The sequence below is a fragment of the Burkholderia sp. WP9 genome, from assembly GCF_900104795.1.
Lineage (GTDB): Bacteria > Pseudomonadota > Gammaproteobacteria > Burkholderiales > Burkholderiaceae > Paraburkholderia.
Map to the genome: position 1 here is coordinate 3,704,008 of NZ_FNTG01000001.1, position 25,748 is coordinate 3,729,755.

The following is a 25,748-nucleotide window of genomic DNA, read 5'->3' on the forward strand; positions in this document are numbered from 1 at the left end:
CGCGCTCAGGCTTGTCATGCATCCGCACCCTGTATCACCGACGATTTTCACTTTATCCAAGCAGCAAAAGGGACACACCAACGATGGCAAAAATCTTCTGCGTTGCGAACCAGAAGGGCGGCGTCGGTAAAACGACGACCACAGTCAATCTGGCCGCGAGCTTGGCAGCGCAGGGACAGCGAGTCCTTCTCATCGACCTGGACCCGCAAGGCAACGCCACGATGGGTAGCGGCATCGACAAAGCCGCGTGCGCGAACACGGTCTACGAAGTGCTGGTGGATGGCGTCGCGGTGGCCGATGCGCGAGTGCGGCCCGAAGCCGTTGGTTACGACGTGCTCCCGGCGAACCGTGAACTCGCCGGTGCCGAGGTCGAGTTGGTCAGCGTGCAGAATCGCGAACGTCAATTGAAGGTCGCGCTCGCGGCAGTCGAAAACGAATACGATTTTGTGCTGATCGACTGTCCGCCGGCTTTGTCGCTGCTCACGCTCAACGGCCTGTGCGCCGCACACGGCGTGGTGATTCCGATGCAGTGCGAGTACTTCGCTCTCGAAGGCTTGTCAGACCTGGTCAACACGATCAAGCAGGTGCACGCGAACCTCAACCGTGACCTGAAGGTGATCGGCCTGCTGCGCGTCATGTTCGATCCGCGTATCACGTTGCAACAGCAAGTCTCAGATCAGTTGAAAGAGCATTTTGGTGACAAGGTGTTCGACGCCGTGATCCCGCGCAACGTGCGTCTTGCCGAGGCGCCCAGCTATGGTTTGCCGGGCGTGGTGTTCGACAGGGCATCGCGCGGCGCGCAAGCGTACGTGCAGTTCGGCGCGGAAATGATTGAGCGGGTGCGCGCATTGAATGACGCGCCCCAGGCATCCTAAGTGGATCGGGAAAGCACGATGAACGCAGTAGCGAGAAAGAAGGGGTTGGGACGAGGCCTGGAAGCATTGCTTGGCGGCACTGCGGACATCACGGAGGCGGTGACGATAGAGGGTGCTCCGAACGTGCTGCCACTCAGCAAGTTGCAGGCGGGCAAATACCAGCCGCGTACGCGTATGGATGAAGGCGCATTGCAGGAGCTGGCGGCCAGCATCCGGGCGCAGGGCTTGATGCAGCCGATTCTCGTGCGGCCCGTCTCCGCGGACAAGTACGAGATCATTGCCGGCGAGCGGCGTTTCCGCGCGGCGCGTCTCGCAGGTCTCGACGAAGTACCGGTGCTGGTGAAGAACGTGCCGGACCAGGCCGCCGCCGCGATGGCGCTGATCGAGAATATTCAGCGCGAAGATCTGAATCCGTTGGAAGAAGCGCAGGGCATCCAGCGCTTGCTCGACGAGTTCAATTTCACGCACGAACAGGCGGCGGAGTCGGTCGGCCGATCGCGTAGTGCCGTGTCGAATCTGCTGCGCTTGCTCAATCTGGCGTCGCCCGTACAGACGATGCTGCTGGCCGGCGATCTCGACATGGGGCATGCCCGCGCGCTGTTGGCCGTCGACGCTGCAACGCAGATTACGCTGGCCAACCAGGTTATCAACAAGCGCATGTCGGTGCGCGAAACCGAAAAGCTGGTAACGACGACGACCAAAGCCGCGCCAGCAGTGAAGGCGCGTGCGAATCCGGACGGTGGTCGCGATACGCGACGACTCGAAGAAGAGTTGTCGGATTTGCTGGCGGCGACGGTCAAGATCAAACTCGGCCGACGCGGGCGAGGGCAGGTACTCGTGGACTTCGGCGATCTGGACGCGCTGGAAGGCATCTTGGTGAGGTTGCGCGGCAACGCCACCGCCTGATCGGCGCGTTGAACGTGAGTGGCAACGAAGGCTTGCGATCAGGCTCAATACAGATCGCAAGCTATTTGGTGCGCTGCGCGCCTTTGGCGCCGCAGCTTTCCTGGCGAGTCGCAAACACATAGAGATTGGGCCCGACTTGATGCATGTCAAACGGCCTATATTTAATGGATTCCTAAATAAATGCGGCGATAAATAATCAGGATCGCTGATATATTGGTCTGATCGCGCCGTTGGGGCGATGCCGAGCGCCGATGCGTTTGCAATGCCGCCTGATTCGCGTCAAGCATCCCGAGAGCGGTCGCGTCACCAACTCCGCGCTGATGAATTCACGAAGTAGGGCGTGCCCGAAACGAAAGGCGAAAGCGCATGCCGTTCTCGGTCGCCCATTCATTCGGCGCGGCGGTGTGATTACGGCGATCCCTCTTGTCATCGACACACACGAGTTTCCGAATACGCTCGCGCCGAGTCGCCGCCTAACTGGTGCCAACCCGTATGTCCACCTGCGGAGGCAAAAATCGGCGTTTGTTGCATTTTCGAGACGTCTGCTACTGCGTTTAAACGACCTGTCGGCGAGTGCAAAGTCGCTTGATCCAAACCGCATGATTTGACGCCCCCCGACAGCCTTACATTTGACGTGTTTCGTACCGCCAGGCAGCTGTTCCCGCATCGTGAGGAGGCTTTTCACGCCGGTTATTGAACGGCCTAAAGTCTTGAATTGCCTGCAACTATCGCTTACAATCGCCCGGATTTAATTGCACGGCAACCCCGTAATGGCAGCGTAAGCTCGCGGGCTGGAACAAGACTTTCGGAACACTGCGATGGCGGTCAAAACGTCGAATCAAGCGCCGAAGAATGGGCACGACGAACACCGCGCTGAACGCAAAGATTCCGTTGCGTCCACCGGTCAGCAAGCGACACCTGATGAAGCGTGGGATGTCGAGCAGCAAGATAACAATATCGTTCCGCTCACGCGGGCTGAAGCTGAAAAGCTGTTTGGTCCCAACGTGAGCCGTCCATCGCGCGTTACGCCTTTCAAGGTCGTGGCAGCGCAAATGGCTTTGTCCCTGGGTGCTACGCTGGTGTGGTGGCTGTTCTACAAGCCGCCGGGCGCTGCTGCGCTGTCCGCGTTCCTGGGAGGAGCGATCTGCTGGGTGCCGGGCGCGTTGTTCGCGGCACGGCTTAGAACGCTGAGCGGCGCCGAAACAGTCATGAGCTGGATGATCGGCGAAGCGCTCAAAATGGGGACAACGATCGCGATGTTCGTAGCCATCGCCTTCTGGTATCACGACGTACGCTGGGTTCCGCTGCTCGTGACCTACCTCATCGCGCTCAAGACGTACTGGATTGCCTTGGCCTGGCGCTAAGGTAGCAGCAACAAAAGTGGCAGCAAAAAAGTAGCAGCAAAAAATTCAGGCCGGCGCGCAGCGCCGGCAACAGGTGTGCGGATATGACACGGTCCGCACCCGGCGTGTTCCCGCAATACAGAATTGCAGCGGGAACGGCCTAAGACGATTTTCGACAATTTGGGTGGCTTTAACGATATGGCAGCTAGCGAAGGCACGCGCGCAATGGATCCGTCCGAGTACATCGCGCACCACTTGCAGAACTTTTCCACCGCGCACCAGACGTCGATTTTCGACATTCACGTGTGGAATCTGGACACCCTTTTCTGGTCGATCGTTTGCGGTCTGGCCACGATCTTCATCCTGCATCTCGCTGCCCGCAAGGCAACGTCCGGCGTGCCGGGCCGTTTCCAGTGCGCGATCGAAATGCTGGTGGAGATGGTCGAGGATCAATCGAAGTCGATGATCCACGGCACGCGCACCTTCATCGCACCGTTGGCCCTGACCGTGTTCGTCTGGGTCGCGCTGATGAACTCGCTCGACTTTATCCCTGTCGACCTGCCGGGCCACGTGATTGGCTGGCTGGGTCTTTCCGAAGTCATCCCGCACCACCGCATCGTGCCGACCGCCGACCTGAACGGCACGCTCGGCATCGCACTCGGTGTGTTCGCGCTGATGATTTACTACAACTTCAAGATCAAGGGCGCCGGCGGTTTCGTGCATGAACTGCTGTCCGCTCCGTTCGGCGCACATCCGTTGCTGTGGATCCCGAACCTTGCACTGAACATCATCGAGTTCGTCGCGAAGACGGTCTCGCTCGGCATGCGGCTGTTCGGCAACATGTACGCGGGCGAACTGTTGTTCCTGCTGATTGCCCTGCTCGGCAGCATCTGGAGCTTCGGCGCGGACACGACGGTGCTTGGCTTCATCGGCCACGTGATCGCCGGCAGCGTGTGGGCAATTTTCCACATCCTGATCGTTCTGCTGCAGGCGTTCATTTTCATGATGCTGACGCTGGTGTACATCGGCCAGGCACACGACACGCACTAACCTGCGCCGTCGACAAAAGATTCATCGTTTTTTAAATCCCAGTTCCAACCAGTTCTAAAAGACTTTTCACAAAGGAGTGATCATGCAAGCTTTCATCGCCAACATCCAGGGTCTGACCGCCATCGGTATCGGCATCATCATCGGCCTGGGTGCAATCGGCGCCTGTATCGGTATCGGCCTGATGGGCGGCAAGTACATCGAAGCATGTGCACGTCAGCCTGAACTGATGAACCCGCTGCAAACCAAGATGTTCCTGCTGGCTGGTCTGATCGATGCGGCGTTCCTGATTGGCGTTGGTGTGGCAATGCTGTTTGCGTTCGCGAACCCGCTGCTGTCGAAGCTGGCAGGCTGAGGTTCCTCGGAAGTTTGCGCCTGAGCTATAACTAGTGAGGGCGCAGGGCGGAACGGGCACTCGGGCGCTGATCGAACACAGAATCGATGAGCGCCTTGCCGTTTCACTTTCCGAACTAGCAACGTTTAAGGAAACACCGTGAATCTCAACGCAACCCTGTTTGCGCAAATGGTCGTGTTCCTGATCCTCGCGTGGTTCACGATGAAGTTCGTGTGGCCGCCGCTGATCAACGCCCTCGACGAGCGCTCGAAGAAGATTGCTGACGGTTTGTCGGCTGCTGAAAAGGGCAAGGCAGAACTCGAAGCCGCTCACAAGCGCGTCGACCAGGAACTCGCTCAGGCACGCAACGACGGTCAGCAACGTATTGCTGACGCGGAAAAGCGCGCTGTGGCAGTCGCTGACGAAATCAAGGCTCAAGCACAAGCTGAAGCCGCTCGCATCATCGCGCAAGCGAAGGCCGACGCGGAACAGCAAGTCGTGAAAGCGCGCGAAACGCTGCGCGGCGAAGTTGCTGCACTCGCCGTGAAGGGCGCTGAACAGATCCTGAAGCGCGAAGTCGACCAGGCAGCTCACGCTGACCTGCTGAATCAACTGAAAGCCGAGCTCTGATCATGGCCGAACTTGCAACCATCGCCCGTCCGTACGCAGAAGCGCTGTTTGGCGTGGCCGAAGCTGGTGACATCGCCGCCTGGTCCACGCTCGTGCAGGAGCTGGCACAGGTTGCGCGTCTGCCCGAAGTGCTGTCGATCGCCTCGAGCCCGAAAGTAAGCCGCGCCCAGGTCAGCGAACTGCTGCTCACCGCGGTCAAGTCGCCGCTCAAGGACAACGCACAAGCGAAGAATCTGGTGCAAATGCTGGTGGACAACCATCGCCTGCAATTGCTGCCGGAAATCGCCGTGCAGTTCGAAGAGTTGAAGAACGCCCGCGAAGGGGCGGCCGATGTGCTGATCGTCAGCGCATTCCCGCTCGAAGGCGCGCAGTTGAATGACCTCGTCGCAAGTCTCGAACGCAAGTTCAAACGCAAGCTGAAGCCGACGATCGAAGTCGACTCGTCGTTGATCGGCGGCGTGCGCGTGACGGTCGGCGACGAAGTGCTCGATACCTCGGTCCGCGCGCGGCTTGCCAGCATGCAGACGGCTCTGACGGCCTGAAGCGCCCAAGGCGCTGAAGCGGCTGGCACGCAACAGAATTGACTATCAGGAGCGAATAATGCAACTCAATCCCTCTGAGATCAGCGAGCTGATCAAGAGCCGGATCCAGGGCCTTGAAGCGAGCGCAGACGTTCGCAACCAGGGCACTGTGATCTCCGTGACCGACGGTATCGTGCGCATCCACGGCCTGTCGGAAGTGATGCAGGGCGAAATGCTCGAATTCCCGGGCAACACCTTCGGTCTCGCACTGAACCTCGAGCGCGACTCGGTCGGCGCCGTGATTCTGGGTGAGTACGAACACATTTCGGAAGGCGACGTCGTCAAGACGACGGGCCGTATTCTGGAAGTGCCGGTGGGTCCGGAACTGCTCGGCCGCGTGGTCGACGCGCTCGGCAACCCGATCGACGGCAAGGGCCCGATCAACGCGAAGAAGACCGACGCAATCGAAAAGATTGCTCCGGGCGTGATCTGGCGTAAGTCGGTTTCGGAACCGGTCCAAACCGGTCTGAAGTCGATCGACGCGATGGTGCCGGTTGGCCGTGGCCAGCGTGAGCTGATCATCGGCGACCGCCAGTGCGGCAAGACCGCAGTCGCAGTCGACACGATCATCAACCAGAAGGGCAAGAACCTCTTCTGTATCTACGTCGCGATCGGCCAGAAGGCTTCGTCGATCATGAACGTGGTGCGCAAGCTGGAAGAAACCGGCGCGCTCGAATACACGATCGTCGTGGCCGCTTCGGCTTCGGAATCGGCTGCCATGCAGTACCTGGCACCGTACGCCGGCTGCACGATGGGCGAATACTTCCGCGACCGCGGTCAAGACGCACTGATCGTTTATGACGACTTGACCAAGCAAGCTTGGGCATACCGTCAGATCTCGCTGCTGCTGCGCCGTCCGCCGGGCCGTGAAGCTTACCCGGGTGACGTGTTCTATCTGCACTCGCGTCTCCTGGAACGTGCGGCTCGCGTGTCGGAAGACTACGTCGAGAAGTTCACGAACGGTGAAGTGAAGGGCAAGAGCGGTTCGCTGACGGCACTGCCGGTCATTGAAACGCAAGCAGGCGACGTGACCGCATTCGTTCCGACGAACGTGATCTCGATTACCGACGGCCAGATCTTCCTGGAAACCGACCTCTTCAACGCAGGTATCCGCCCGGCAATTAACGCCGGCGTGTCGGTGTCGCGCGTCGGTGGCGCGGCTCAAACGAAGGTCGTGAAGAAGCTGTCGGGCGGTATCCGTACCGACCTCGCGCAGTACCGTGAACTGGCCGCGTTCGCGCAGTTCGCGTCGGATCTCGACGAAGCAACCCGCAAGCAACTGGAACGCGGCCGCCGCGTGACGGAGCTGCTGAAGCAGCCGCAATATCAGCCGCTGCAAGTGTGGGAGCTGGCTGTCGCGCTGTTCGCAGCGAACAACGGTTACCTCGACGATCTGGAAGTTTCGCAAGTGCTGCCGTTCGAAAAGGGCCTGCGCGACTACCTGAAGTCGAAGCACGCTGACCTGATCAAGCGCGTCGAAGACACCAAGGAACTCTCGAAGGACGACGAAGGCCTGCTGCACACGGCCCTCAAAGACTTCAAGAAGTCCGGCGCTTATTGATCCGCGAGTGACCCGCAAGGCATAAACGGACCTTGAAGCGGCGCGGGCCGCAGGAAACTGAACCCGTGCTGCTTCGATCGCTTTGCATGGGACCCGAGTAACCGCTAAAGCGGCAACTCGGGCCGACAAGGAGCAAGCAATGGCTGGAATGAAGGAAATTCGCGGCAAGATCAAGAGCGTGCAAAACACGCGCAAGATCACGAAAGCGATGGAGATGGTGGCCGCATCGAAGATGCGCCGCGCTCAAGAGCGTATGCGCGCTGCTCGCCCGTATGCTGACAAGGTCCGCGATATCGCTGCACACATGAGCCGTGCGAACCCGGAGTATCGTCACCCGTTCATGGTGTCGAACGAAGGCGCGAAGACGGCCGGCATCATCCTCGTCACGACCGATAAAGGTTTGTGCGGCGGCATGAACACCAACGTGCTGCGCGCGTCGCTGCAGAAGTTCAAGGAACTGGAAGGCCAGGGCAAGACGATCGAAGCAACTGCGATCGGCACCAAGGGTCTGGGTTTCCTGAACCGTCTGCGCGCCAAGGTGGTGTCGAATGTCGTGCATCTGGGCGACACGCCGCATCTGGAAAAGCTGATCGGCGCGGTGAAGGTGCAACTCGACCTGTACTCGGAAGGCAAGGTTTCGGCGGTGTACCTGGCGTACACGCGCTTCGTCAATACGATGAAGCAGGAGCCGGTGATCGAGCAACTGCTGCCGCTGTCGGCAGATCAGTTCGAGCGCAAGGAAGAAGACGGCACGACGCCGAGCACGCAGTGGGACTACATCTACGAGCCGGACGCGCAGGCAGTGGTGGACGAACTGCTGGTGCGTTATGTCGAAGCGCTGGTCTATCAGGCCGTCGCGGAAAACATGGCATCGGAACAGTCGGCACGGATGGTTGCGATGAAGGCCGCTTCGGACAACGCGAAGACGGTCATCAACGAACTGCAGCTCGTGTACAACAAGAGCCGTCAGGCCGCGATCACGAAAGAACTGTCGGAAATCGTCGGTGGCGCGGCGGCAGTCTGACCTTAACGGTCAAACACGCCGCTTCGTGTGCGCCTTCGTGGCGCACCCACCTGGGCGGCCCCATCGAAATTGCGCCTTTGCGCGAGTGAAGAATTGAGTATCTAAAGGAAAAGCGATGAGTACTACTGCTTTGGTAGAAGGCAAGATCGTACAGTGCATCGGCGCGGTGATCGACGTGGAATTCCCGCGTGACCACATGCCGAAGATTTACGACGCGCTCATTCTCGAAGGTTCGGAACTGACCCTCGAAGTCCAGCAACAGCTGGGCGACGGCGTCGTCCGTACCATCTGTCTGGGTGCATCGGACGGTCTGCGCCGCGGCACGGTCGTGAAGAATACCGGCAAGCCGATCAGCGTGCCGGTCGGCAAGCCGACCCTCGGCCGGATCATGGACGTGCTGGGTCGCCCGATCGACGAAGCCGGCCCGATCAACTCGGACGTGGTTCGCGGCATTCACCAGAAGGCTCCGGCGTTCGACGAACTGTCGCCGTCGACGGAACTGCTCGAAACCGGCATCAAGGTTATCGACCTGATCTGCCCGTTCGCTAAGGGCGGTAAGGTTGGTCTGTTCGGTGGCGCCGGCGTGGGCAAGACCGTGAACATGATGGAACTGATCAACAACATCGCGAAGGAACACGGTGGTTACTCCGTGTTCGCGGGTGTTGGCGAACGTACCCGCGAAGGGAACGACTTCTATCACGAAATGAAGGACTCGAACGTTCTCGACAAGGTCGCGCTCGTGTACGGCCAGATGAACGAGCCGCCGGGCAACCGTCTGCGTGTCGCGCTGACCGGTCTGACGATGGCTGAGCACTTCCGTGACGAAGGTCTCGACGTGCTGTTCTTCGTGGACAACATCTACCGTTTCACGCTGGCAGGCACGGAAGTGTCGGCACTGCTCGGCCGTATGCCGTCGGCAGTGGGCTATCAGCCGACGCTGGCTGAAGAAATGGGTAAGCTGCAAGAGCGCATTACGTCGACCAAGACCGGCTCGATCACGTCGGTTCAGGCCGTGTACGTCCCTGCGGATGACTTGACCGACCCGTCGCCGGCTACGACTTTCGGCCACTTGGACGCAACGGTCGTGTTGTCGCGTGACATCGCTTCGCTGGGTATCTACCCGGCAGTCGACCCGCTCGATTCGACCTCGCGTCAGATCGACCCGAACGTGATCGGTGAAGAGCACTACTCGATCACGCGCGGCGTGCAGCAAACGCTGCAGCGCTACAAGGAACTGCGCGACATTATCGCGATTCTGGGCATGGACGAACTGGCGCCGGAAGACAAGCTCGCCGTGGCGCGCGCTCGTAAGATCCAGCGTTTCCTGTCGCAGCCGTTCCACGTCGCTGAAGTGTTCACGGGCTCGCCGGGCAAGTACGTGCCGCTGAAGGAAACGATCCGTGGCTTCAAGATGATCGTTGAAGGCGAATGCGACCACCTGCCGGAACAGGCGTTCTACATGGTCGGCACGATCGATGAAGCCTTCGAAAAGGCCAAGAAGATCCAGTAAAGGTCGGGTGTAACGAAGCGGGCGTCGGTTCTCGCGCGGAACGGATACTATTAAAGGTATCGGGATCGCAAAGCCGGCGCCTCTTAATACGCTCAACCCAGCCTTGCATGGGACGACAGTAAGCGTTAAAGCGCTCGCTCTCGTCGAGCTTTGCAGGGGACCCGAGTAAGCGCTAAAGCGCCAACTCTGGTCGTCACAGGAGTCGACACTTATGGCAACAATCAAGGTAGACGTCGTCAGCGCGGAAGAGCAGATCTTCTCGGGTCAGGCGAAGTTCGTCGCGCTGCCGGGCGAAGCGGGTGAACTCGGCATTCTGCCGGGACACACGCCGCTCATCACGCGGATTCGTCCGGGTGCGGTGCGAATCGAAGCTGAAAATGGCGAGGAAGAGTTTGTTTTCGTCGCCGGCGGCATTCTCGAAATCCAGCCGGGCGCTGTGACGGTTCTCGCCGACACGGCGATCCGCGGCAAGGATCTCGACGAAGCCAAGGCTGAAGATGCACGCAAGCGTGCGGAAGAAGCGCTGCAGAACACGGGTTCGAACCTCGAATACGCGACCGCGCAAGCGGAACTGGCGTATGCGACGGCTCAGCTCGCTGCGATTCAGCGTCTGCGCAAGCTGCGCGGTCAGCACTAAGCAACACGTATCAGAGAGAAAGCAGCCTTCTTGGCTGCTTTTTTTTGACCTTTAATTGACGTTTACGGAAAGGTCAGCAAAATTGTGGTCGAGCATTGATGGATGCCACGCTTTAATAGATGGTGATGCGCTGCGGGTAAGACTTGATGCCTGACGGACACATGCCGATGGCACAATCGATTTCAAATTCATTTCAATAAGCGAGCTTCCGCTCAGTTCACGGAGACAACACCATGGCAACGCACGTGTCAGGCGAAGGTGCACTCATCGAACCCAAAGACGGGTTGTCTTACGTCCGCGGTCCGACCGACATCCCGTTGAGCGACGCGACAGTTGGACAGTTTCTGCGCGATACGGCGGAGCGCTTTCCGGATCGTCCAGCCGTGGTGTTTCGCGAGCAGCGTATTCGCTGGACATGGAAGGAGTTCGCAGAAGAAGTCGACGTGTTGGCGGCCGGTTTGCTCGCGCTCGGCATCGTGAAAGGCGACCGGGTGGGCATCTGGTCGCCGAATCGGGTGGAATGGTTGCTTACCCAGTTTGCGACCGCGCGCATCGGCGCCGTGCTGGTCAATATCAATCCGGCATACCGGCTCGCGGAGCTCGAATACGCGCTGAACAAGGTCGGTTGCAAGGCGATCATTGCGGCCGAGCGTTTCAAGACCTCCATGTATCTGGAGATGTTGCAGGAACTCGCGCCCGAACTGGCCACGCAGGCGCCGGGAGAATTGCATGCGTCGAGATTGCCCGAACTGCGCTACGTGATTCGCATGTGCGATACCGAAACGCCGGGTATGTTGAGCTTTTCCGACGTGATCGAACAAGGTCGAGCGGCGCTGGATGTTCCAAAACTGGACGCCATCGGCGACACGCTTACGTGCCACGAGCCGATCAACATTCAGTTCACCAGCGGCACGACAGGCAATCCGAAGGGCGCGACGCTGACCCATCGCAACGTGGTCAACAACGCGCGCTACATCGCGATGGCGATGCGGCTGACCGAACAAGATGGCTTGTGCATCCCGGTGCCGTTGTATCACTGCTTTGGCATGGTGCTGTCGGTGCTGGCGTGCGTATCGGTCGGCGCCAATATGGTGTTTCCCGGCGAGGGATTCGACCCGGCGGCAACGCTGGCCGCGGTCGCGGAAGAGCAGTGCACCGCGCTGCACGGCGTGCCGACCATGTTCATCGCAGAACTCGATCACCCTGACTTCGCCACCTACGACCTGTCGCGCCTGCGCACCGGCATCATGGCGGGCTCGCCGTGCCCGATCGAGACCATGAAGAAGGTGGTCTCCAGGATGCATCTGGCGGAGATTACCATCGCCTACGGCATGACGGAAACCAGCCCGGTCTCGTTCCAGAGTTCGACCACCGACCCGCTGGACAAGCGCACGACCACGGTGGGCCGCATCCAGCCGCATCTGGAGGTGAAAATCGTCGATCCCCTTGGGAACATCGTGCCGGTGGGCGAAACCGGCGAGCTGTGCACTCGCGGCTATTCGGTGATGCAAGGCTACTGGGACGACGAGCCCAAGACACGCGAAAGCATTGTCGACGGCTGGATGCACACCGGCGATCTGGCGACGCTCGATGCTGAAGGCTACTGCAATATCGTCGGGCGCCTGAAGGACATGCTGATTCGCGGTGGCGAGAACATCTATCACCGCGAGATCGAGGAGTTTCTGTTCCGTCACCCGAAGGTCCAGAGCGTGCAGGTGTTCGGTGTGCCCGACTCGAAGTATGGCGAAGAGGTTTGCGCGTGGGTTGTCTTGCGCTCCGGTGAGCAGGCTACCGCGGAAGAGATCCAGCAGTTCTGCCAAGGTCAGATTGCGCACTACAAGGTGCCGAAGTACATCCGTTTCGTCGACGAACTGCCCATGACGGTGACCGGCAAGGTGCAGAAGTTCATCATGCGCGAACGGATGATTAGCGAATTGAAGCTGCGGGAAGACAAGACGGCGTGACGGTCAATGGCCGGTCCGCGCGCGACGTAATGGCGCGACGGACCAGTCATTGAAGAACAGAAAACCAACCGTTTGCCCGGCGCAAGAGTTGCAAAACAACCGCTAACGCACTCTAAAAAGCGCCTTACTGCACTGCGCAAACGTTTGGCTAGGCGAAAAAAAAGCGGGCCTGGAGCCCGCTAAAAACCACACGCTACGGGGTTAGCGCGAGGAGACCAAAGAAGGAACCGACTGAGACGACGACCCTGCGTCGACTACGGCCCCAGCAGGGATGCCCCTTCACAGGGCTTCGGCATGCGCCGACCGGCAAGTGCATCGTATCCGCTCACACCACGCACCCAGCCACATCCGTGTTGAAACCGTTGAGGCCATTGTGGGCGAATTACCCTATGAGCGCGGTAACAAAGTGTTTCAGGTTGTAACGCCCGCCAGATAAGGCGCTGCGGGACATATTGCCAAAGAGAATTGTTTGAAACGTAATATTTACCGATGACTCGCTCGCAATTTCATACGCATGATTAATGCTATTCGCGAGGCATATTGCGGCGTATTCCGTTCAGTCGATTCCGCATGAAATGGTTGCATGGTCATCTTTTGGGGCGAAAAATCGCCTGTGTTACAGGGTCTGCCACCACCGGAAAAATCTCAGCAGCGCGAACGACGTCGCTTTGTTGTGTCGCAGCATATCGTCGGATATGCGATTGGCGCGTAAAGGGCTGGTTCGTCTGCTGGCGAACCGGGGTAATTGTTCCGCTTTTACTTAACGTCAGCCCTTCACCGTTACATGATTCGACGCGTGAGCGAAATCGGTCAGCATTTTCCGACCGCCCCCGGTTCACTGTGGGAGCGAAACGCGGGCGGCCGAGGCAAAGCGCCTTGCTACTTCAGCCACTTGTCCGAAATGGCCTGATATTCGCCGGTTGCCCGCGCGAGGTGTAGCCATTGGTCGACATACTCCTGGAATGCCACATCACCACGCGGCAGCAACCAGGCCTTTTCTCCGTATTGGAAGGGCTTATCCGGATGCACTGAGCAAAGGCCCGGATTCAGCTTTTGCTGCAGCAGCGTTTCAGACGCGTCGGTCACCATGACATCGGCTTTGCCTGCGAGGATCTGCTTGAAGATCGTCACGTTGTCCGGATAGACGGTCAGGTTGGCGTGCGGGAAATACTGCTTCGCGAAGCGCTCGTTGGTGCCGCCCGGGTTGACGATCACGCGAGTGGCAGGCTGGTCGATCTGCGCGACCGTCTGATATTTGGCGACGTCATCGCACCGAACGATCGGCGTTTTGCCGTCGATCATGTACGCCTGCGTAAAAAACGCGCGCTTCTGGCGCTCAAGTGTTGGCGATACCCCGCCTACGCCTACGTCGCATTTGGCGACGAAGTCGTTCATCAGGTTCGACCACGACGTCTTGATGTATTCCGCCTTGACGCCGAGTGATTTGGCGAGCGACTCCGTCATGTCGATATCGATGCCTTCGAACTGGCTGTCTGCCTTGTAGAACGAGTAGGGTTTGTAGTCGCCAGTCGTACAGGCGCGCAGTGTGCCACGGGCGATGATTTCGTCGAGCCGCGAAGGGGCCGCGGCAGCGGCGGTGCTCTGAGCCTGAGCCGCGCCCGCGTGCATCAAAACCCCGGTTAGCGCGCCGAGCAGCGCGAGTGTCGCCTTGTTCATCGAGTCTCCTTGCTTGTATGTAATTGCGTGGTAAGTCCGTTCGATCATAGCGCGGCAATTCGGGCTTGAACATTGGCCGTTCAGCCAGGTGCGGCGCTGCCGCCGCCCCCTGCAAAACCCGTCGCGGGCGGGGCGCGCAACAGTTATTGCCCGCATCAAACGAGATGCGGCGAGCCCGCTCCGGTAAAATGCCTTTTTGCCCTGAGTCGTACGCAACGTGGCCCATAAACTCCTGAACGACACTTTCCTGCGCGCGCTGCTGCGCCAGCCGACCGACTACACGCCGATCTGGCTGATGCGGCAAGCCGGCCGCTATCTGCCGGAATACAACGCCACGCGAGGTCGCGCGGGCAGTTTCCTCGGTCTGGCGAAGAACCCGGCATTCGCGACGGAAGTCACACTGCAACCGCTCGAGCGCTATCCGCTCGACGCCGCGATCCTGTTCTCCGACATCCTGACCGTGCCCGACGCCATGGGGCTCGGCCTTGAGTTCGTGACGGGCGAGGGCCCTCAGTTTGCGCGCCCGGTGCGAACAGAAGACGATGTCGCGCGCCTCGCGGTGCCGGACATCGACGCCACGCTGCGCTACGTGACCGACGCGGTGCGCGAAATCCGCACCGCGCTCACAGACGCGCAGGGACGTCAGCGCGTGCCGCTAATCGGTTTTTCGGGCAGTCCGTGGACGCTCGCGTGCTACATGGTCGAAGGCGGCGGTTCGGCCGATTTCCGCACGGTCAAGTCGATGCTGTATGCGCGTCCGGACCTGATGCATCGCATTCTCGACGTCAACGCGCGCTCGGTCGCGGCTTACCTGAACGCGCAGATCGAAGCTGGCGCGCAAGCCGTGATGATTTTCGACACGTGGGGTGGGGCGCTGGCGGACGGCGTGTATCAGCGCTTTTCATTGCACTACATCCAGCAGGTGGTCAGCCAGTTGAAGCGCGACCACGACGGCGAAAAGGTGCCGGTAATCACCTTCACGAAGGGCGGCGGCCTATGGCTCGACGAGATCGCTGAGATCGGCGTGGATGCGGTCGGCCTGGACTGGACCGTGAATCTGAGCAAGGCCCGCGAACGCGTGGGCGGGAAGGTGGCGCTGCAAGGCAATATCGATCCCTCGGTGTTGTTTGCCCCGCCGGCTACGATCCGCATGGAAGCGCGCGCCGTGCTCGACAGCTTCGGCAACCATCCGGGCCACGTGTTCAATCTCGGCCACGGCATTTCGCAGTTCACGCCGCCGGAGAATGTCGCTGAACTGGTGGACGAGGTGCATCGCCATAGCCGGGCTATTCGCAGCGGCGCTCATGCACCGGTATGAGGCCGTAATCGTTACCAATTTTGCTGCGGCGCAGCGAACTGGGCTCTCGGTCTAAGGGAAAATTTGCGGTTGGCGGGCCGTCAGATGGCGGTCCTGCGAAAGTCAAGACTTGACTTATGCACATTCATCACGCTGCGGCGCGGTAGAAGCTTTAGTCGCATCGCAACCCTTGCACATTGCAGGCGCATTTGATCTAAGCCTTGTCTGGCAAGGGTTTGACGGGGGCGATACAGAATGTGCGGAAGCCCACAGAAGGCCGCTGCGCCGTGCTTTCGGGGCGTTCCGGGCAAAGTTCTCAACAAAGTTATCCACAGGCACGCGGGCCGATTGCAATTGTTCAGCGGAATCCAAAACTTAGCGCCGAAATTGAAGTTTTACTTTAACTTCGGGGGGAGCGCCGTATGCTCGACGGGCACCACGATGCGGCGTCGTGTCGCGCCCGTGCTTCTGATTTCCGCCTACGCGTGAGTGACGTGTTCGTTCGCGTCGCGCTGGATCATCCGCTGCCGACCCTGTTCGACTACCGGTGCGACACGCCCGAGCCGGTCGCGCCGGGCATGCTGGTGAGCGTGCCGTTTGGCAAGCGCGATGTCGTGGGACTCGTCTGCGAAGTGACCACTCACAGTGAGGTCCCGCCCGACCGCCTGCGCGCAGTCAATGGCGTGTGCACGGCGTGCCCGCCCGTCTCGTCGGAATGGTTGAGGTTGGCCGCGTTTGCCGCGGACTACTACCAGCGCGGTCTTGGCGAAGTGGCGTTGCCGGCTTTGCCGCAGGCGTTGCGCGATGCCTCCCGGTGGTCGCGCCTGTTTGCGCCGCAGGAGCGCTACAGCCTCACGCCCGCTGGCCACGCGTCGCTACCTGACGCGCTGCCTGCGCGGGCGAGCGCGTTGCGCAAGCTCGCGCAGACATTGGCCGGGACCGACTTCCTGCTGGCTGCCGACGCTCGCGCGCTGCATCCCAAAGCGATCGCCGCGCTCGATGCCTGGCAGGCGCAAGGCTGGGTGGCGCTCGACATCATCGAAGCCGCCGCAGCGCTTGCTATTCCAGCGTCGTCCGACGCGCCCGCGCCCACGCTGCCGACGCTCACCGACGAGCAGGCCGCCGCGGTCGAAGCGATTCGCGACGCCAACGGCTTCGCGCCGTTCCTGCTGCACGGCGTGACGGGGAGCGGCAAGACCGAGGTCTATTTGCGCGCGTTGGCCGAGATCCTCGCGGCAAAGCCCGACGCTCAGGCGCTGGTTCTCGTGCCCGAAATCAATCTGACCCCACAATTCGAGGCGGCCTTCCGCGCCCGCTTCGCCGCGCTCGAGGGCACGTCGATCGTCACGCTGCACAGCGGTCTCGCGGAAGGCGAGCGTGCTCGCAACTGGTTCGCCGCTCACACGGGCCGCGCCCGCATCGTACTCGGCACCCGGTTGGCGGTGCTCGCCTCGCTGCCGAAGCTCGCGATCATCGTCGTCGATGAAGAGCACGACCCGGCATACAAGCAGCAGGAAGGCTTGCGCTATTCGGCCCGTGATCTGGCGGTCTATCGCGCCAAGCAACTCGGCTTGCCGGTCGTGCTCGGCTCGGCCACGCCGTCGCTGGAAAGCTGGTGGCAGGCCGATCAGGGGCGCTACAAGCGGCTCACGTTATCGCGCCGCGCGGTCGCCGAGGCCGTGCTGCCTACCGTGAAGCTGATCGATCTGGAAGAAGAGCGGCGGCGCGGGCGGGCTTTTGTGGAAGGGTTGTCGGGGCCATTGATTGCCGCGCTGAAAGCGCGGCTCGAACGCGGTGAGCAAAGCCTCGTGTTCCTGAACCGCCGCGGTTATGCGCCGCAACTGGCCTGCGATGCCTGCGGCTGGGTCGCCGGCTGCCCACGTTGCAGCGCGTATGTCGTGTTGCATAAGCCCGAGCGCGCGCTACGCTGCCACCACTGCGGCTGGGAAGCGCGCATTCCGCGTTCGTGCCCCGAGTGCGGCAACGTCGACATCGCACCGATGGGCCGCGGCACGCAGCGCGTCGAAGAAACACTGGCGAGCGCGGTGCCCGGCGCCCGGGTGTTGCGGATCGATGCCGACAGCACGCGCCGCAAAGGCAGCGCACAGGCGCTGTTCTCCGACGTGCACGCGGGCGAAGTCGACATCCTCGTCGGCACGCAGATGATCGCCAAAGGGCATGACTTCCAGCGCGTGTCGCTGGTCGGCGTGCTGAACGCCGACACCGCGCTCTTTTCCCACGACTTCCGCGCGAGCGAGCGGCTTTTCGCACAACTGATGCAAGTAAGCGGCCGGGCGGGCCGCGCGGGTTTGCCCGGCGAAGTGCTCGTGCAAACGCGCTATCCGCGCCACGCGCTCTACCACGCGCTGGGCCGCCACGACTATGTCGGCTTTGCCAACTCCACGCTGGCCGAGCGGCGCGACGCGCACTTGCCGCCGTTCGTCTATCAGGCGTTGCTGCGGGCCGAAGGCCGCACGCTCGAGGCCGCGCTGGCCTTTCTGCAGCAGGCGGCGGCCGCACTGGGCGACATTCCCGCTGCAGAACGCGTGACCGTCTATGACGCGGTGCCGCTCACTATCGTCAAGGTGATGCACGTGCATCGCGCACAGTTGCTGATCGAGAGTGCGTCGCGTGGCGCGTTGCACGCCACGTTGCGCGCCTGGCAGCCGCTGCTGCGCGGCATGAAGGGCGTGCTGCGCTGGAATCTCGAAGTCGATCCGCTCGACATTTGAGGCGCTTCGCCAGCACGGCGGCGCCGTTACTCCTTTCGGTCATATTCATAGAGCGAATGGTCGTTTCGTTTTGCGACGCCGCTCGCCTATATTTCGCCGAATCGGCGCACATTCAGGCAAAACTCCAACATTCCGGCGCCGACGCACCTCAACTCTCTCGGGGCATGGCGATGAGCGATACCAATCAAACGCTACCATCCGGCGCCGCTCCGGCGAACCGGCAAAGCACGCACGGCGGTGGACTTTTTTCGACCGAAGACTGGTGGGCGGTCTGGGTCGGGCTGCTGGTGGTCGTGATTGCGTGGGCGCTGTTCGCGTCCGGCAGCAGCATCAAGTGGCTCGCGGTCGCGCCGGCTAAATGGTCGAGCGTCGCGCAGGCCGTGCAGGACGCCGGCAAGCATGTGCCGAACTATGCCGCGCTCTTCGTCGTGTTCGCGCTCCTGTTCGGCGTGAGCCTCGCAGCGCTCAAGCAGCGGGTCGGCGCTTTCCTCGGCTCATTCCTGATTCTGTTCATCGCATCGGCGCTGATTTTTACGCTGGGCGCGTGGGTCAACGCGTCGAAGTACAACCTCGAACCACCGCTCGTCGCGCTGGCGCTTGGCCTTTTGATCTCGAACGTGTTCACGCTGCCCGAGTGGTTTTCGGCGGGCTTGCGCGTCGAGTTTTACATCAAGGTCGGTATCGTGCTGCTCGGCGCGACATTGCCGTTCACGCTGCTGGTGTGGGCGGGGCCGGTGGCGGTCGGGCAGGCGAGCATCGTCTCGCTCGTCACGTTCTTCGTGATCTTTTTTGCTGCGAAGGCGTTTGGCCTCGACCGGCGTTTTGCGGCCGTGCTCGGTGTCGGCGGCGCGGTGTGCGGCGTCTCCGCGGCGATCGCGATTGCCGGCGCGGTGCGGGCCAAGCGCGAACAGGCTTCGGTGGCGATCACGCTGGTGGTGCTGTGGGCGATCGTGATGATCTTCGTGTTGCCGTTTGCGTCCCGCTCGCTCGGATTGTCAACCGCGGTCGCCGGCGCATGGATCGGCACGTCCGAATTCGCCGATGCCGCCGGGATCGCGGCCGCGCAAGCTTATGGCGACCTCGCCAAACACGCGGGTGGAGCGATCGCGGGTGCGCCGGAGGCGTCGCTACAGGCGTTCACGCTGATGAAAGTGGTCGGCCGCGATATCTGGATCGGTATCTGGGCGTTCGTGCTCGCAATCGTCGCGAGCACGCGCTGGGAGTCGCAAGATAGCGGCGTCAAAGCCAAACCCAACGCCGGCGAGATCTGGGCGCGCTTTCCGAAGTTCGTGATCGGCTTCGTGATTGCGTCGGCACTGGTGACGTGGGTCGCCAGCCACTATTCGCTGGCCGATTACCGCAAGGTCGTGACGCCCGAATTCGTCGCCCCGATCACCGCGTTGCGCACATGGGCGTTCACCTTCTGTTTCCTGAGCATTGGGTTGACCACGCGCCTGCGTTCGCTGAGCGCCACTGGCCTGAAGCCGTTCCTGGCCTTTACGGTAGGCGTGGTGGTCAATATCGCCATCGGCTACGCGCTGTCCGCGCACGTGTTCGCACCGTACTGGAATAGCTTGGGGCAGGGCTCGTGACGAGCGGCGCGCTTCGCATCTCCAGCACAGCGGACTCGCGCGACGATGCGTGCGCGCCGTGCTGCGCCAGCTGTCGGTATCGTGCTGAGAGTCGGGACTCGCTGGAGCAGAGCATGCCGGGTCTCGCGGTGTTGGGTTCGGCATTTGGCGCGAGCGTGGCGGACAGCCGGCTTTGCCGGCTGCACGACCAACTCGTTTCGCCCGCCGACGCCTGTCCGCGGTTCGAGCCGATTTTGCGGTACTGACACCGCCTGCGCTTCGCCGCGGCACCAAGCCGGACGTTACCCGCGGCTTCCCGCCGTGCAGGCCGGAAGCCAGCGTCGCTCACTCCGGCATGCCACGCCAGACATCCCTATTCAATCGTTCAGCGCGGCCCGCGGATCGCCCGCCGATGCGCGCGAAGCCGCGGGTGTTCGTTCCTGCGCGGGTTCCCGCCTGCCCGGGCCACTTGTCGCACCGCGGATGAACAACACCGCGCAAGTCGCGCACATTGCCCAGATGCCCAGTACCACCAGCCATTTTTCCATTTCGCCTGTCCTCTAAAACCCCGTACCGTTTTTTTTGTGCGTGCCCCCAGGGAGGCCGCGCGCCGCTATGTTCCGTATAACGGCGCGCCGACCCGTTCTGATAAGGGTAAATGCAAAAAGAATCACGCCAGGGAAAGTACTGATCGCAACCGCCTTCGCCCCGCGCAGCGCCATTGCGCGCAAACCCCCGTCACATAAGGCTCACGGCAGGGTGCAACCGCGCGCCTGAGGTGGTTGCACCTTTTTATTGGGAGGCGTACGATTCGCCCAACTTTTAGTCTTTTTGCCAGCGCATTCGTCTGGTCTCCGAAGAAGGAAACATGGCTAGCACCACCCTTGGCGTTAAGGTCGACGACCTCCTGCGTTCCCGGCTGAAAGATGCCGCCACCCGTCTCGAACGCACTCCGCACTGGCTCATCAAGCAGGCCATCTTCGCGTACCTCGAAAAGATCGAGCACGGTCAACTGCCGCCCGAACTGTCGGGCGTGGCGGGCTCGGCCGATCTGACCGACGGCTCTGCGGTCGAGCACGAGGAAGACGGTGCATCGCACCCGTTCCTCGATTTCGCGCAGAACGTGCAACCGCAGTCGGTGCTGCGCGCCGCGATCACGGCGGCGTACCGTCGTCCGGAACCGGAATGCCTGCCGTTCCTGCTCGGTCAGGCGCGTTTGCCGGCCAACCTCGCGGGCGACGTGCAGGCCATGGCCGGCAAGCTCGTGGAAACGCTGCGCAGCAAGAGCAAGGGCGGTGGCGTCGAAGGTCTGATCCACGAGTTCTCGCTGTCGAGCCAGGAAGGCGTGGCGCTGATGTGTCTCGCCGAAGCGCTGCTGCGCATTCCCGATCGCGCCACGCGCGACGCGCTGATCCGCGACAAGATCAGCAAGGGCGACTGGAAATCGCACATGGGCCAGGCGCCGTCGATGTTCGTCAACGCCGCGACCTGGGGCTTGATGATCACCGGCAAGCTGGTGACGACCAATAGCGAAACGAGCCTCTCGTCGGCGCTCACGCGTCTGATCGGCAAGGGCGGCGAACCGCTGATCCGCAAGGGCGTGGACATGGCGATGCGCCTGATGGGCGAGCAGTTCGTCACGGGCGAGAACATCTCCGAGGCGCTCGCCAACAGCCGCAAATACGAAGCACGCGGCTTCCGCTACTCGTACGACATGCTCGGCGAAGCGGCCACCACCGAAGCCGACGCGCAGCGCTACTACGCGTCGTACGAACAGGCGATCCACGCGATCGGCAAGGCCGCCGGCGGCCGTGGCATCTACGAAGGCCCGGGTATCTCGATCAAGCTCTCCGCGCTGCACGCACGCTACTCGCGTTCGCAGCAGGAACGCACGATGAGCGAACTGCTGCCGCGCGTGCGCTCGCTCGCGATCCTCGCGCGCCGCTACGACATCGGCCTGAACATCGACGCGGAAGAAGCCGATCGCCTCGAAATCTCGCTCGATCTGCTCGAAGCGCTGTGCTTCGATCCGGAGCTGGCCGGCTGGAACGGCATCGGCTTCGTGGTGCAGGCGTATCAGAAGCGCTGCCCGTTCGTGATCGAATACCTGATCGATCTGGCGCGCCGCAGCCGTCACCGCATCATGGTGCGCCTCGTGAAGGGCGCGTACTGGGACACCGAAATCAAGCGCGCGCAAGTGGACGGCCTCGAAGGCTATCCGGTCTACACGCGCAAGATCTACACGGACGTGTCGTACCTCGCCTGCGCGAAGAAGCTGCTCAGCGCGCCCGACGCGGTCTATCCGCAGTTCGCCACGCACAACGCGCACACGCTGTCGGCGATCTATCACCTCGCGGGCAACAACTACTATCCCGGCCAGTACGAGTTCCAGTGCCTGCACGGCATGGGCGAACCGCTGTACGAAGAAGTCACCGGCCGTGACAAGCTGAACCGTCCGTGCCGTGTGTACGCGCCGGTCGGCACGCACGAAACGCTGCTCGCTTATCTCGTGCGCCGTCTGCTGGAAAACGGCGCGAACACGTCGTTTGTGAATCGTATTGCCGACGAAACCGTCGCGATCAAGGACCTGATCGCCGACCCGGTCGACGAAGCCTCGAAGATCGTCCCGCTCGGCGCGCCGCACGCGAAGATTCCGCTGCCGCGCCATCTGTACGGTTCGGAGCGCCTCAACTCGATGGGCCTCGACCTGTCGAACGAGCATCGTCTGGCGTCGCTGTCGTCGGCGTTGCTGGCGAGCGCGCATCATCCGTGGCGCGCCGCGCCGATGCTCGAAGACAACGAGATCGCCGTGGGTCTCGCGCGCGACGTGCGCAATCCGGCCGATCATCGCGACCTCGTCGGCACGGTCGTCGAAGCAACGGCGGAGCACGTGAGCGCTGCTTTGGCTCACGCAGTCGCCGCCGCGCCGATCTGGCAAGCCACGCCGGTCGATGCGCGCGCCGATTGCCTCGCACGTGCCGCCGATCTGCTCGAAGCGCAGATGCATACGCTGATGGGCCTCGTGGTGCGTGAAGCCGGCAAGTCGCTGGCGAACGCCGTCGCGGAAATCCGCGAAGCGATCGACTTCCTGCGTTACTACTCCACGCAGATTCGCGACGAGTTCTCCAACGACACGCATCGTCCGCTCGGCCCGGTGGTGTGTATCAGCCCGTGGAATTTCCCGCTGGCGATTTTCATGGGTCAGGTGGCCGCTGCGCTTGCAGCCGGCAACACCGTGCTCGCCAAGCCCGCTGAACAGACGCCGCTGATCGCCGCGCAAGCCGTGCGCATTCTGCGCGAAGCCGGCGTGCCGGCCGGCGCGGTGCAACTGCTGCCGGGTAACGGCGAAACGGTCGGTGCCGCGTTGGTGGCCGATCCGCGAACCCGCGCCGTGATGTTCACCGGCTCGACCGAAGTCGCGCGTCTGATCAACAAGACGCTGTCGAGCCGCCTCGATCCGGACGGCAAGCCGATTCCGCTGATCGCCGAAACGGGCGGCCAGAACGCGATGATCGTCGACTCGTCGGCGCTCGCCGAACAGGTGGTGGCGGACGTGCTGCAATCGTCGTTCGACTCCGCAGGTCAACGGTGTTCCGCGTTGCGCGTTCTTTGTCTGCAGGACGATGTTGCGGACCGCACGCTGGAGATGCTGACGGGCGCGATGCGCGAACTGGCCGTGGGCAATCCGGACCGCCTGTCGATCGACGTCGGCCCGGTGATCGACCTCGACGCGAAGCGCGGTATCGACGCGCACGTCGCGGCGATGCGCGAGAAAGGCCGCAAGGTCGAGCAACTGCCGATGCCGGACGGTTGCGCGCAAGGCACCTTCGTGCCGCCGACGCTGATCGAGCTCGACAGCATCGACGAATTGAAGCGTGAGGTGTTCGGTCCGGTGCTGCACGTGGTGCGTTACCGCCGCAGCCAGCTGGACAAACTGCTTGAGCAGATCCGCGCGACCGGTTACGGCCTGACGCTCGGCATTCATACGCGGATCGACGAAACGATCGCGCATGTGATCAGCCGCGCGCACGTGGGCAACATCTACGTGAACCGTAACGTGATCGGCGCTGTGGTCGGCGTGCAGCCGTTCGGCGGCGAAGGTCTGTCGGGCACGGGGCCGAAAGCGGGCGGCGCGCTGTATCTGCAGCGTCTCCTCGCCACGCGTCCGGCCGGGTTGCCGAAGTCGCTCGCGCAGGCGTTGGTCGTGGATGTACCGCGCGCTGCCGAAAACGGCGACAATCCGTCCGCTGCGTTGACGGCTTACCGTGACTGGCTAATTACCGAACGCGAGCCGCAACTGGCCGCGCGCTGCGACGGCTATCTGTCGCATGTGCCGGCGGGCGCCACGGCGGTATTGTCGGGACCGACCGGCGAGCGCAATACGTACACGCTGGGCGCGCGCGGCACGGTGCTTTGTGTCGCGTCGACGGCAAGCGGTGCGCGCGTGCAGTTCGCCGCGGCGCTGGCTACGGGAAATCGCGCGTTGTTCGAAGGCGCGGCCGGGGAACAATTGGTGTCGCAGTTGCCCGCCTCGCTGAAGTCGCATGCAAGCGTGAAGAAGAGCGCGGATACGCCGTTCGACGCCGTGCTGTTCGAAGGCGATAGCGACGAACTGCTGGCGCTGGTGAAGGAAGTCGCGAAGCGCGCGGGCCCGATCGTGTCGGTGCAGGGCGTCGCGTCTCGCGCGCTGGAAAGCGGCGATGAGGACTACGCGCTCGAACGTCTGTTGACGGAACGCTCGGTCAGCGTGAATACGGCAGCCGCCGGCGGTAATGCGAATTTGATGACGATCGGTTGAGCGAACCTCTCTGATCACTCAATAAAACGGAAGCGGTACGGCGACCCCGAAACCGCTCCATCCACACCTGGTACCAAGGAGAAGCTATGCAACACAAGATGAAACAGCTGGCAGGCGCTGCACTGGTTGCGGCGATGTCGCTGGCGGGGACGGCCAACGCTCAATCGACGGAAGACGTGAAGGTCGGCTTTGCCGGCCCGATGACTGGCGCGCAGGCGCACTACGGCAAGGACTTCCAGAACGGCATCACGCTGGCAGTGGAAGACATGAACGCGACCAAGCCGGTGATCGGCGGCAAGCAAGTTCGCTTCGTGCTGGACTCGGCCGACGACCAGGCCGACCCGCGTACGGGTACGACCGTTGCGCAAAAGCTGGTGGATGACGGCATCAAGGGCATGCTCGGCCACTTCAACTCGGGTACCACGATCCCGGCTTCGCGCATTTACGCGAACGCGGGCATCCCCGAAATCGCAATGGCGACGGCGCCTGAATATACGCAACAAGGTTTCAAGACCACGTTCCGTATGATGACGTCCGACACGCAGCAAGGTTCGGTCGCCGGCACGTTCGCGGTGAAGACCTTGGGCATGAAGAAGATCGTGATCGTCGACGACCGCACGGCTTACGGCCAGGGTCTGGCCGATCAGTTCGAAAAGGCAGCGAAGGCAGCGGGCGGCCAGATCGTCGATCGTGAGTACACGAACGACAAGGCAGTCGACTTCAAGTCGATCCTGACCAAGCTGAAGGCTGTTCAACCGGACCTGATCTATTACGGCGGCGCGGATTCGCAAGCGGCACCGATGGTCAAGCAGATGAAGGCGCTGGGCATCAAGGCGCCGCTGATGGGCGGCGAAATGGTCCACACGCCGACGTTCATCCAGATCGCGGGTGACGCGGCGAACGGCACGGTGGCTTCGCTCGCCGGCCTGCCGCTGGAAGAAATGCCGGGCGGCAAGGACTATGTCGCAAAGTACAAGAAGCGTTTCAACGAAGACGTGCAAACGTACTCGCCGTACGCTTACGACGGCGCAATGGCCATGTTCGACGCAATGAAGAAGGCGAACTCGACCGATCCGGCCAAGTATCTGCCGATGCTCGCGAAGACCTCGATGCCGGCAGTGACGTCGTCGAACCTCGCTTACGACAGCAAGGGCGACCTGAAGAACGGCGGCATCACGCTGTACAAGGTTGTCGACGGCAAGTGGACGACGCTGCAAAGCGTGGGTGGGAAGTAAGCCGTTTTTTTGCTTGAGCATCTGGC

Annotated in this window: 19 protein-coding genes; 17 read left to right on the forward strand and 2 right to left on the reverse strand. The window is 61.8% G+C overall.

Features of this window, described 5'->3' with window-relative positions; all coding sequences use genetic code 11:
- Positions 1-83 precede the first annotated feature (83 nt).
- The 12 genes from BLW71_RS16470 to BLW71_RS16525 all read left to right on the forward strand — a co-directional run bounded on the left by BLW71_RS16470 (position 84) and on the right by BLW71_RS16525 (position 12,412).
- Positions 84-875, forward strand: coding sequence for a ParA family protein (locus BLW71_RS16470; RefSeq protein WP_091797847.1), 792 nt, complete (start codon positions 84-86; stop codon positions 873-875).
- A gap of 18 nt (positions 876-893) precedes the next feature.
- Entirely contained in the window at positions 894-1,781 is an 888-nt protein-coding gene (locus BLW71_RS16475) for a ParB/RepB/Spo0J family partition protein (RefSeq protein ID WP_091800939.1), read from the forward strand.
- 818 nt (positions 1,782-2,599) lie between these two features.
- Positions 2,600-3,145, forward strand: coding sequence for an ATP synthase subunit I (locus BLW71_RS16480; protein ID WP_091797852.1), 546 nt, complete (start codon positions 2,600-2,602; stop codon positions 3,143-3,145).
- Between the two features lie 177 nt (positions 3,146-3,322).
- Complete coding sequence (gene atpB / locus BLW71_RS16485; protein ID WP_091797855.1) at positions 3,323-4,174, forward strand: F0F1 ATP synthase subunit A; 852 nt, start codon at positions 3,323-3,325, stop codon at positions 4,172-4,174.
- A gap of 82 nt (positions 4,175-4,256) precedes the next feature.
- The gene (gene atpE / locus BLW71_RS16490) at positions 4,257-4,526 is read left to right on the forward strand and encodes a F0F1 ATP synthase subunit C (protein WP_007180033.1); all 270 of its coding nucleotides are present in this window, start codon (positions 4,257-4,259) and stop codon (positions 4,524-4,526) included.
- A gap of 138 nt (positions 4,527-4,664) precedes the next feature.
- Entirely contained in the window at positions 4,665-5,135 is a 471-nt protein-coding gene (locus tag BLW71_RS16495) for a F0F1 ATP synthase subunit B (protein ID WP_006050845.1), read from the forward strand.
- Between the two features lie 2 nt (positions 5,136-5,137).
- Positions 5,138-5,677 carry a F0F1 ATP synthase subunit delta gene (locus tag BLW71_RS16500; protein ID WP_091797857.1) on the forward strand — a complete coding sequence of 180 codons (540 nt, stop codon included), beginning with the start codon at positions 5,138-5,140 and terminating at the stop codon, positions 5,675-5,677.
- A gap of 58 nt (positions 5,678-5,735) precedes the next feature.
- A complete protein-coding gene (gene atpA, locus BLW71_RS16505; protein WP_091797860.1) occupies positions 5,736-7,277 on the forward strand; it encodes a F0F1 ATP synthase subunit alpha in 1,542 nt (513 codons plus the stop codon).
- Positions 7,278-7,416: 139 nt separating this feature from the next.
- Positions 7,417-8,301, forward strand: a complete 885-nt coding sequence (atpG, locus tag BLW71_RS16510) for a F0F1 ATP synthase subunit gamma (protein ID WP_011490290.1) — start codon at positions 7,417-7,419, stop codon at positions 8,299-8,301.
- A gap of 115 nt (positions 8,302-8,416) precedes the next feature.
- Positions 8,417-9,811, forward strand: coding sequence for a F0F1 ATP synthase subunit beta (gene atpD, locus BLW71_RS16515; protein ID WP_091797865.1), 1,395 nt, complete (start codon positions 8,417-8,419; stop codon positions 9,809-9,811).
- A gap of 211 nt (positions 9,812-10,022) precedes the next feature.
- Positions 10,023-10,448, forward strand: coding sequence for a F0F1 ATP synthase subunit epsilon (locus BLW71_RS16520; RefSeq protein ID WP_007180027.1), 426 nt, complete (start codon positions 10,023-10,025; stop codon positions 10,446-10,448).
- 233 nt (positions 10,449-10,681) lie between these two features.
- Complete coding sequence (locus BLW71_RS16525; protein ID WP_091797868.1) at positions 10,682-12,412, forward strand: AMP-binding protein; 1,731 nt, start codon at positions 10,682-10,684, stop codon at positions 12,410-12,412.
- An 879-nt stretch (positions 12,413-13,291) separates the two neighbouring features.
- Here the strand turns inward: BLW71_RS16525 and BLW71_RS16535 are convergent.
- Positions 13,292-14,089, reverse strand: coding sequence for a transporter substrate-binding domain-containing protein (locus tag BLW71_RS16535; RefSeq protein ID WP_091797871.1), 798 nt, complete (start codon positions 14,087-14,089; stop codon positions 13,292-13,294).
- Between the two features lie 217 nt (positions 14,090-14,306).
- Here BLW71_RS16535 and hemE point away from each other — a divergent pair, with 217 nt between their 5' ends.
- From hemE to BLW71_RS16550, 3 genes are all read left to right on the forward strand, one after another.
- The gene (hemE, locus tag BLW71_RS16540; protein WP_091797873.1) at positions 14,307-15,407 is read left to right on the forward strand and encodes a uroporphyrinogen decarboxylase; all 1,101 of its coding nucleotides are present in this window, start codon (positions 14,307-14,309) and stop codon (positions 15,405-15,407) included.
- Positions 15,408-15,871: 464 nt separating this feature from the next.
- Positions 15,872-18,118 (forward strand): primosomal protein N', encoded by a 2,247-nt coding sequence (locus tag BLW71_RS16545; protein WP_177205093.1) that lies wholly within the window; start codon positions 15,872-15,874, stop codon positions 18,116-18,118.
- Between the two features lie 170 nt (positions 18,119-18,288).
- Positions 18,289-19,710 carry a YeiH family protein gene (locus BLW71_RS16550; RefSeq protein ID WP_091800944.1) on the forward strand — a complete coding sequence of 474 codons (1,422 nt, stop codon included), beginning with the start codon at positions 18,289-18,291 and terminating at the stop codon, positions 19,708-19,710.
- Between the two features lie 356 nt (positions 19,711-20,066).
- Here BLW71_RS16550 and BLW71_RS41670 read toward each other — a convergent pair whose 3' ends face one another.
- Complete coding sequence (locus BLW71_RS41670) at positions 20,067-20,237, reverse strand: hypothetical protein (RefSeq protein WP_177205051.1); 171 nt, start codon at positions 20,235-20,237, stop codon at positions 20,067-20,069.
- Positions 20,238-20,557: 320 nt separating this feature from the next.
- Here BLW71_RS41670 and putA point away from each other — a divergent pair, with 320 nt between their 5' ends.
- On the forward strand, positions 20,558-24,487 hold the full coding sequence (gene putA, locus BLW71_RS16560; RefSeq protein ID WP_091797876.1) for a trifunctional transcriptional regulator/proline dehydrogenase/L-glutamate gamma-semialdehyde dehydrogenase: 3,930 nt from the start codon (positions 20,558-20,560) through the stop codon (positions 24,485-24,487).
- A gap of 86 nt (positions 24,488-24,573) precedes the next feature.
- Entirely contained in the window at positions 24,574-25,722 is a 1,149-nt protein-coding gene (locus tag BLW71_RS16565) for a branched-chain amino acid ABC transporter substrate-binding protein (protein ID WP_091797879.1), read from the forward strand.
- The last annotated feature ends 26 nt before the right edge of the window (positions 25,723-25,748 follow it).

Bases quoted from the DNA above. Each gene is read 5' to 3' on its own strand.
- BLW71_RS16470 (WP_091797847.1), top strand. From the start codon at position 84: ATGGCAAAAATCTTCTGCGTTGCGAACCAGAAGGGCGGCGTCGGTAAA.
- BLW71_RS16475 (WP_091800939.1), top strand. From the start codon at position 894: ATGAACGCAGTAGCGAGAAAGAAGGGGTTGGGACGAGGCCTGGAAGCA.
- BLW71_RS16480 (WP_091797852.1), top strand. From the start codon at position 2,600: ATGGCGGTCAAAACGTCGAATCAAGCGCCGAAGAATGGGCACGACGAA.
- atpB (WP_091797855.1), top strand. From the start codon at position 3,323: ATGGCAGCTAGCGAAGGCACGCGCGCAATGGATCCGTCCGAGTACATC.
- atpE (WP_007180033.1), top strand. From the start codon at position 4,257: ATGCAAGCTTTCATCGCCAACATCCAGGGTCTGACCGCCATCGGTATC.
- BLW71_RS16500 (WP_091797857.1), top strand. From the start codon at position 5,138: ATGGCCGAACTTGCAACCATCGCCCGTCCGTACGCAGAAGCGCTGTTT.
- atpA (WP_091797860.1), top strand. From the start codon at position 5,736: ATGCAACTCAATCCCTCTGAGATCAGCGAGCTGATCAAGAGCCGGATC.
- atpG (WP_011490290.1), top strand. From the start codon at position 7,417: ATGGCTGGAATGAAGGAAATTCGCGGCAAGATCAAGAGCGTGCAAAAC.
- atpD (WP_091797865.1), top strand. From the start codon at position 8,417: ATGAGTACTACTGCTTTGGTAGAAGGCAAGATCGTACAGTGCATCGGC.
- BLW71_RS16520 (WP_007180027.1), top strand. From the start codon at position 10,023: ATGGCAACAATCAAGGTAGACGTCGTCAGCGCGGAAGAGCAGATCTTC.
- BLW71_RS16525 (WP_091797868.1), top strand. From the start codon at position 10,682: ATGGCAACGCACGTGTCAGGCGAAGGTGCACTCATCGAACCCAAAGAC.
- BLW71_RS16535 (WP_091797871.1), bottom strand. From the start codon at position 14,089: ATGAACAAGGCGACACTCGCGCTGCTCGGCGCGCTAACCGGGGTTTTG.
- BLW71_RS16550 (WP_091800944.1), top strand. From the start codon at position 18,289: ATGAGCGATACCAATCAAACGCTACCATCCGGCGCCGCTCCGGCGAAC.
- BLW71_RS41670 (WP_177205051.1), bottom strand. From the start codon at position 20,237: ATGGAAAAATGGCTGGTGGTACTGGGCATCTGGGCAATGTGCGCGACT.
- putA (WP_091797876.1), top strand. From the start codon at position 20,558: ATGGCTAGCACCACCCTTGGCGTTAAGGTCGACGACCTCCTGCGTTCC.
- BLW71_RS16565 (WP_091797879.1), top strand. From the start codon at position 24,574: ATGCAACACAAGATGAAACAGCTGGCAGGCGCTGCACTGGTTGCGGCG.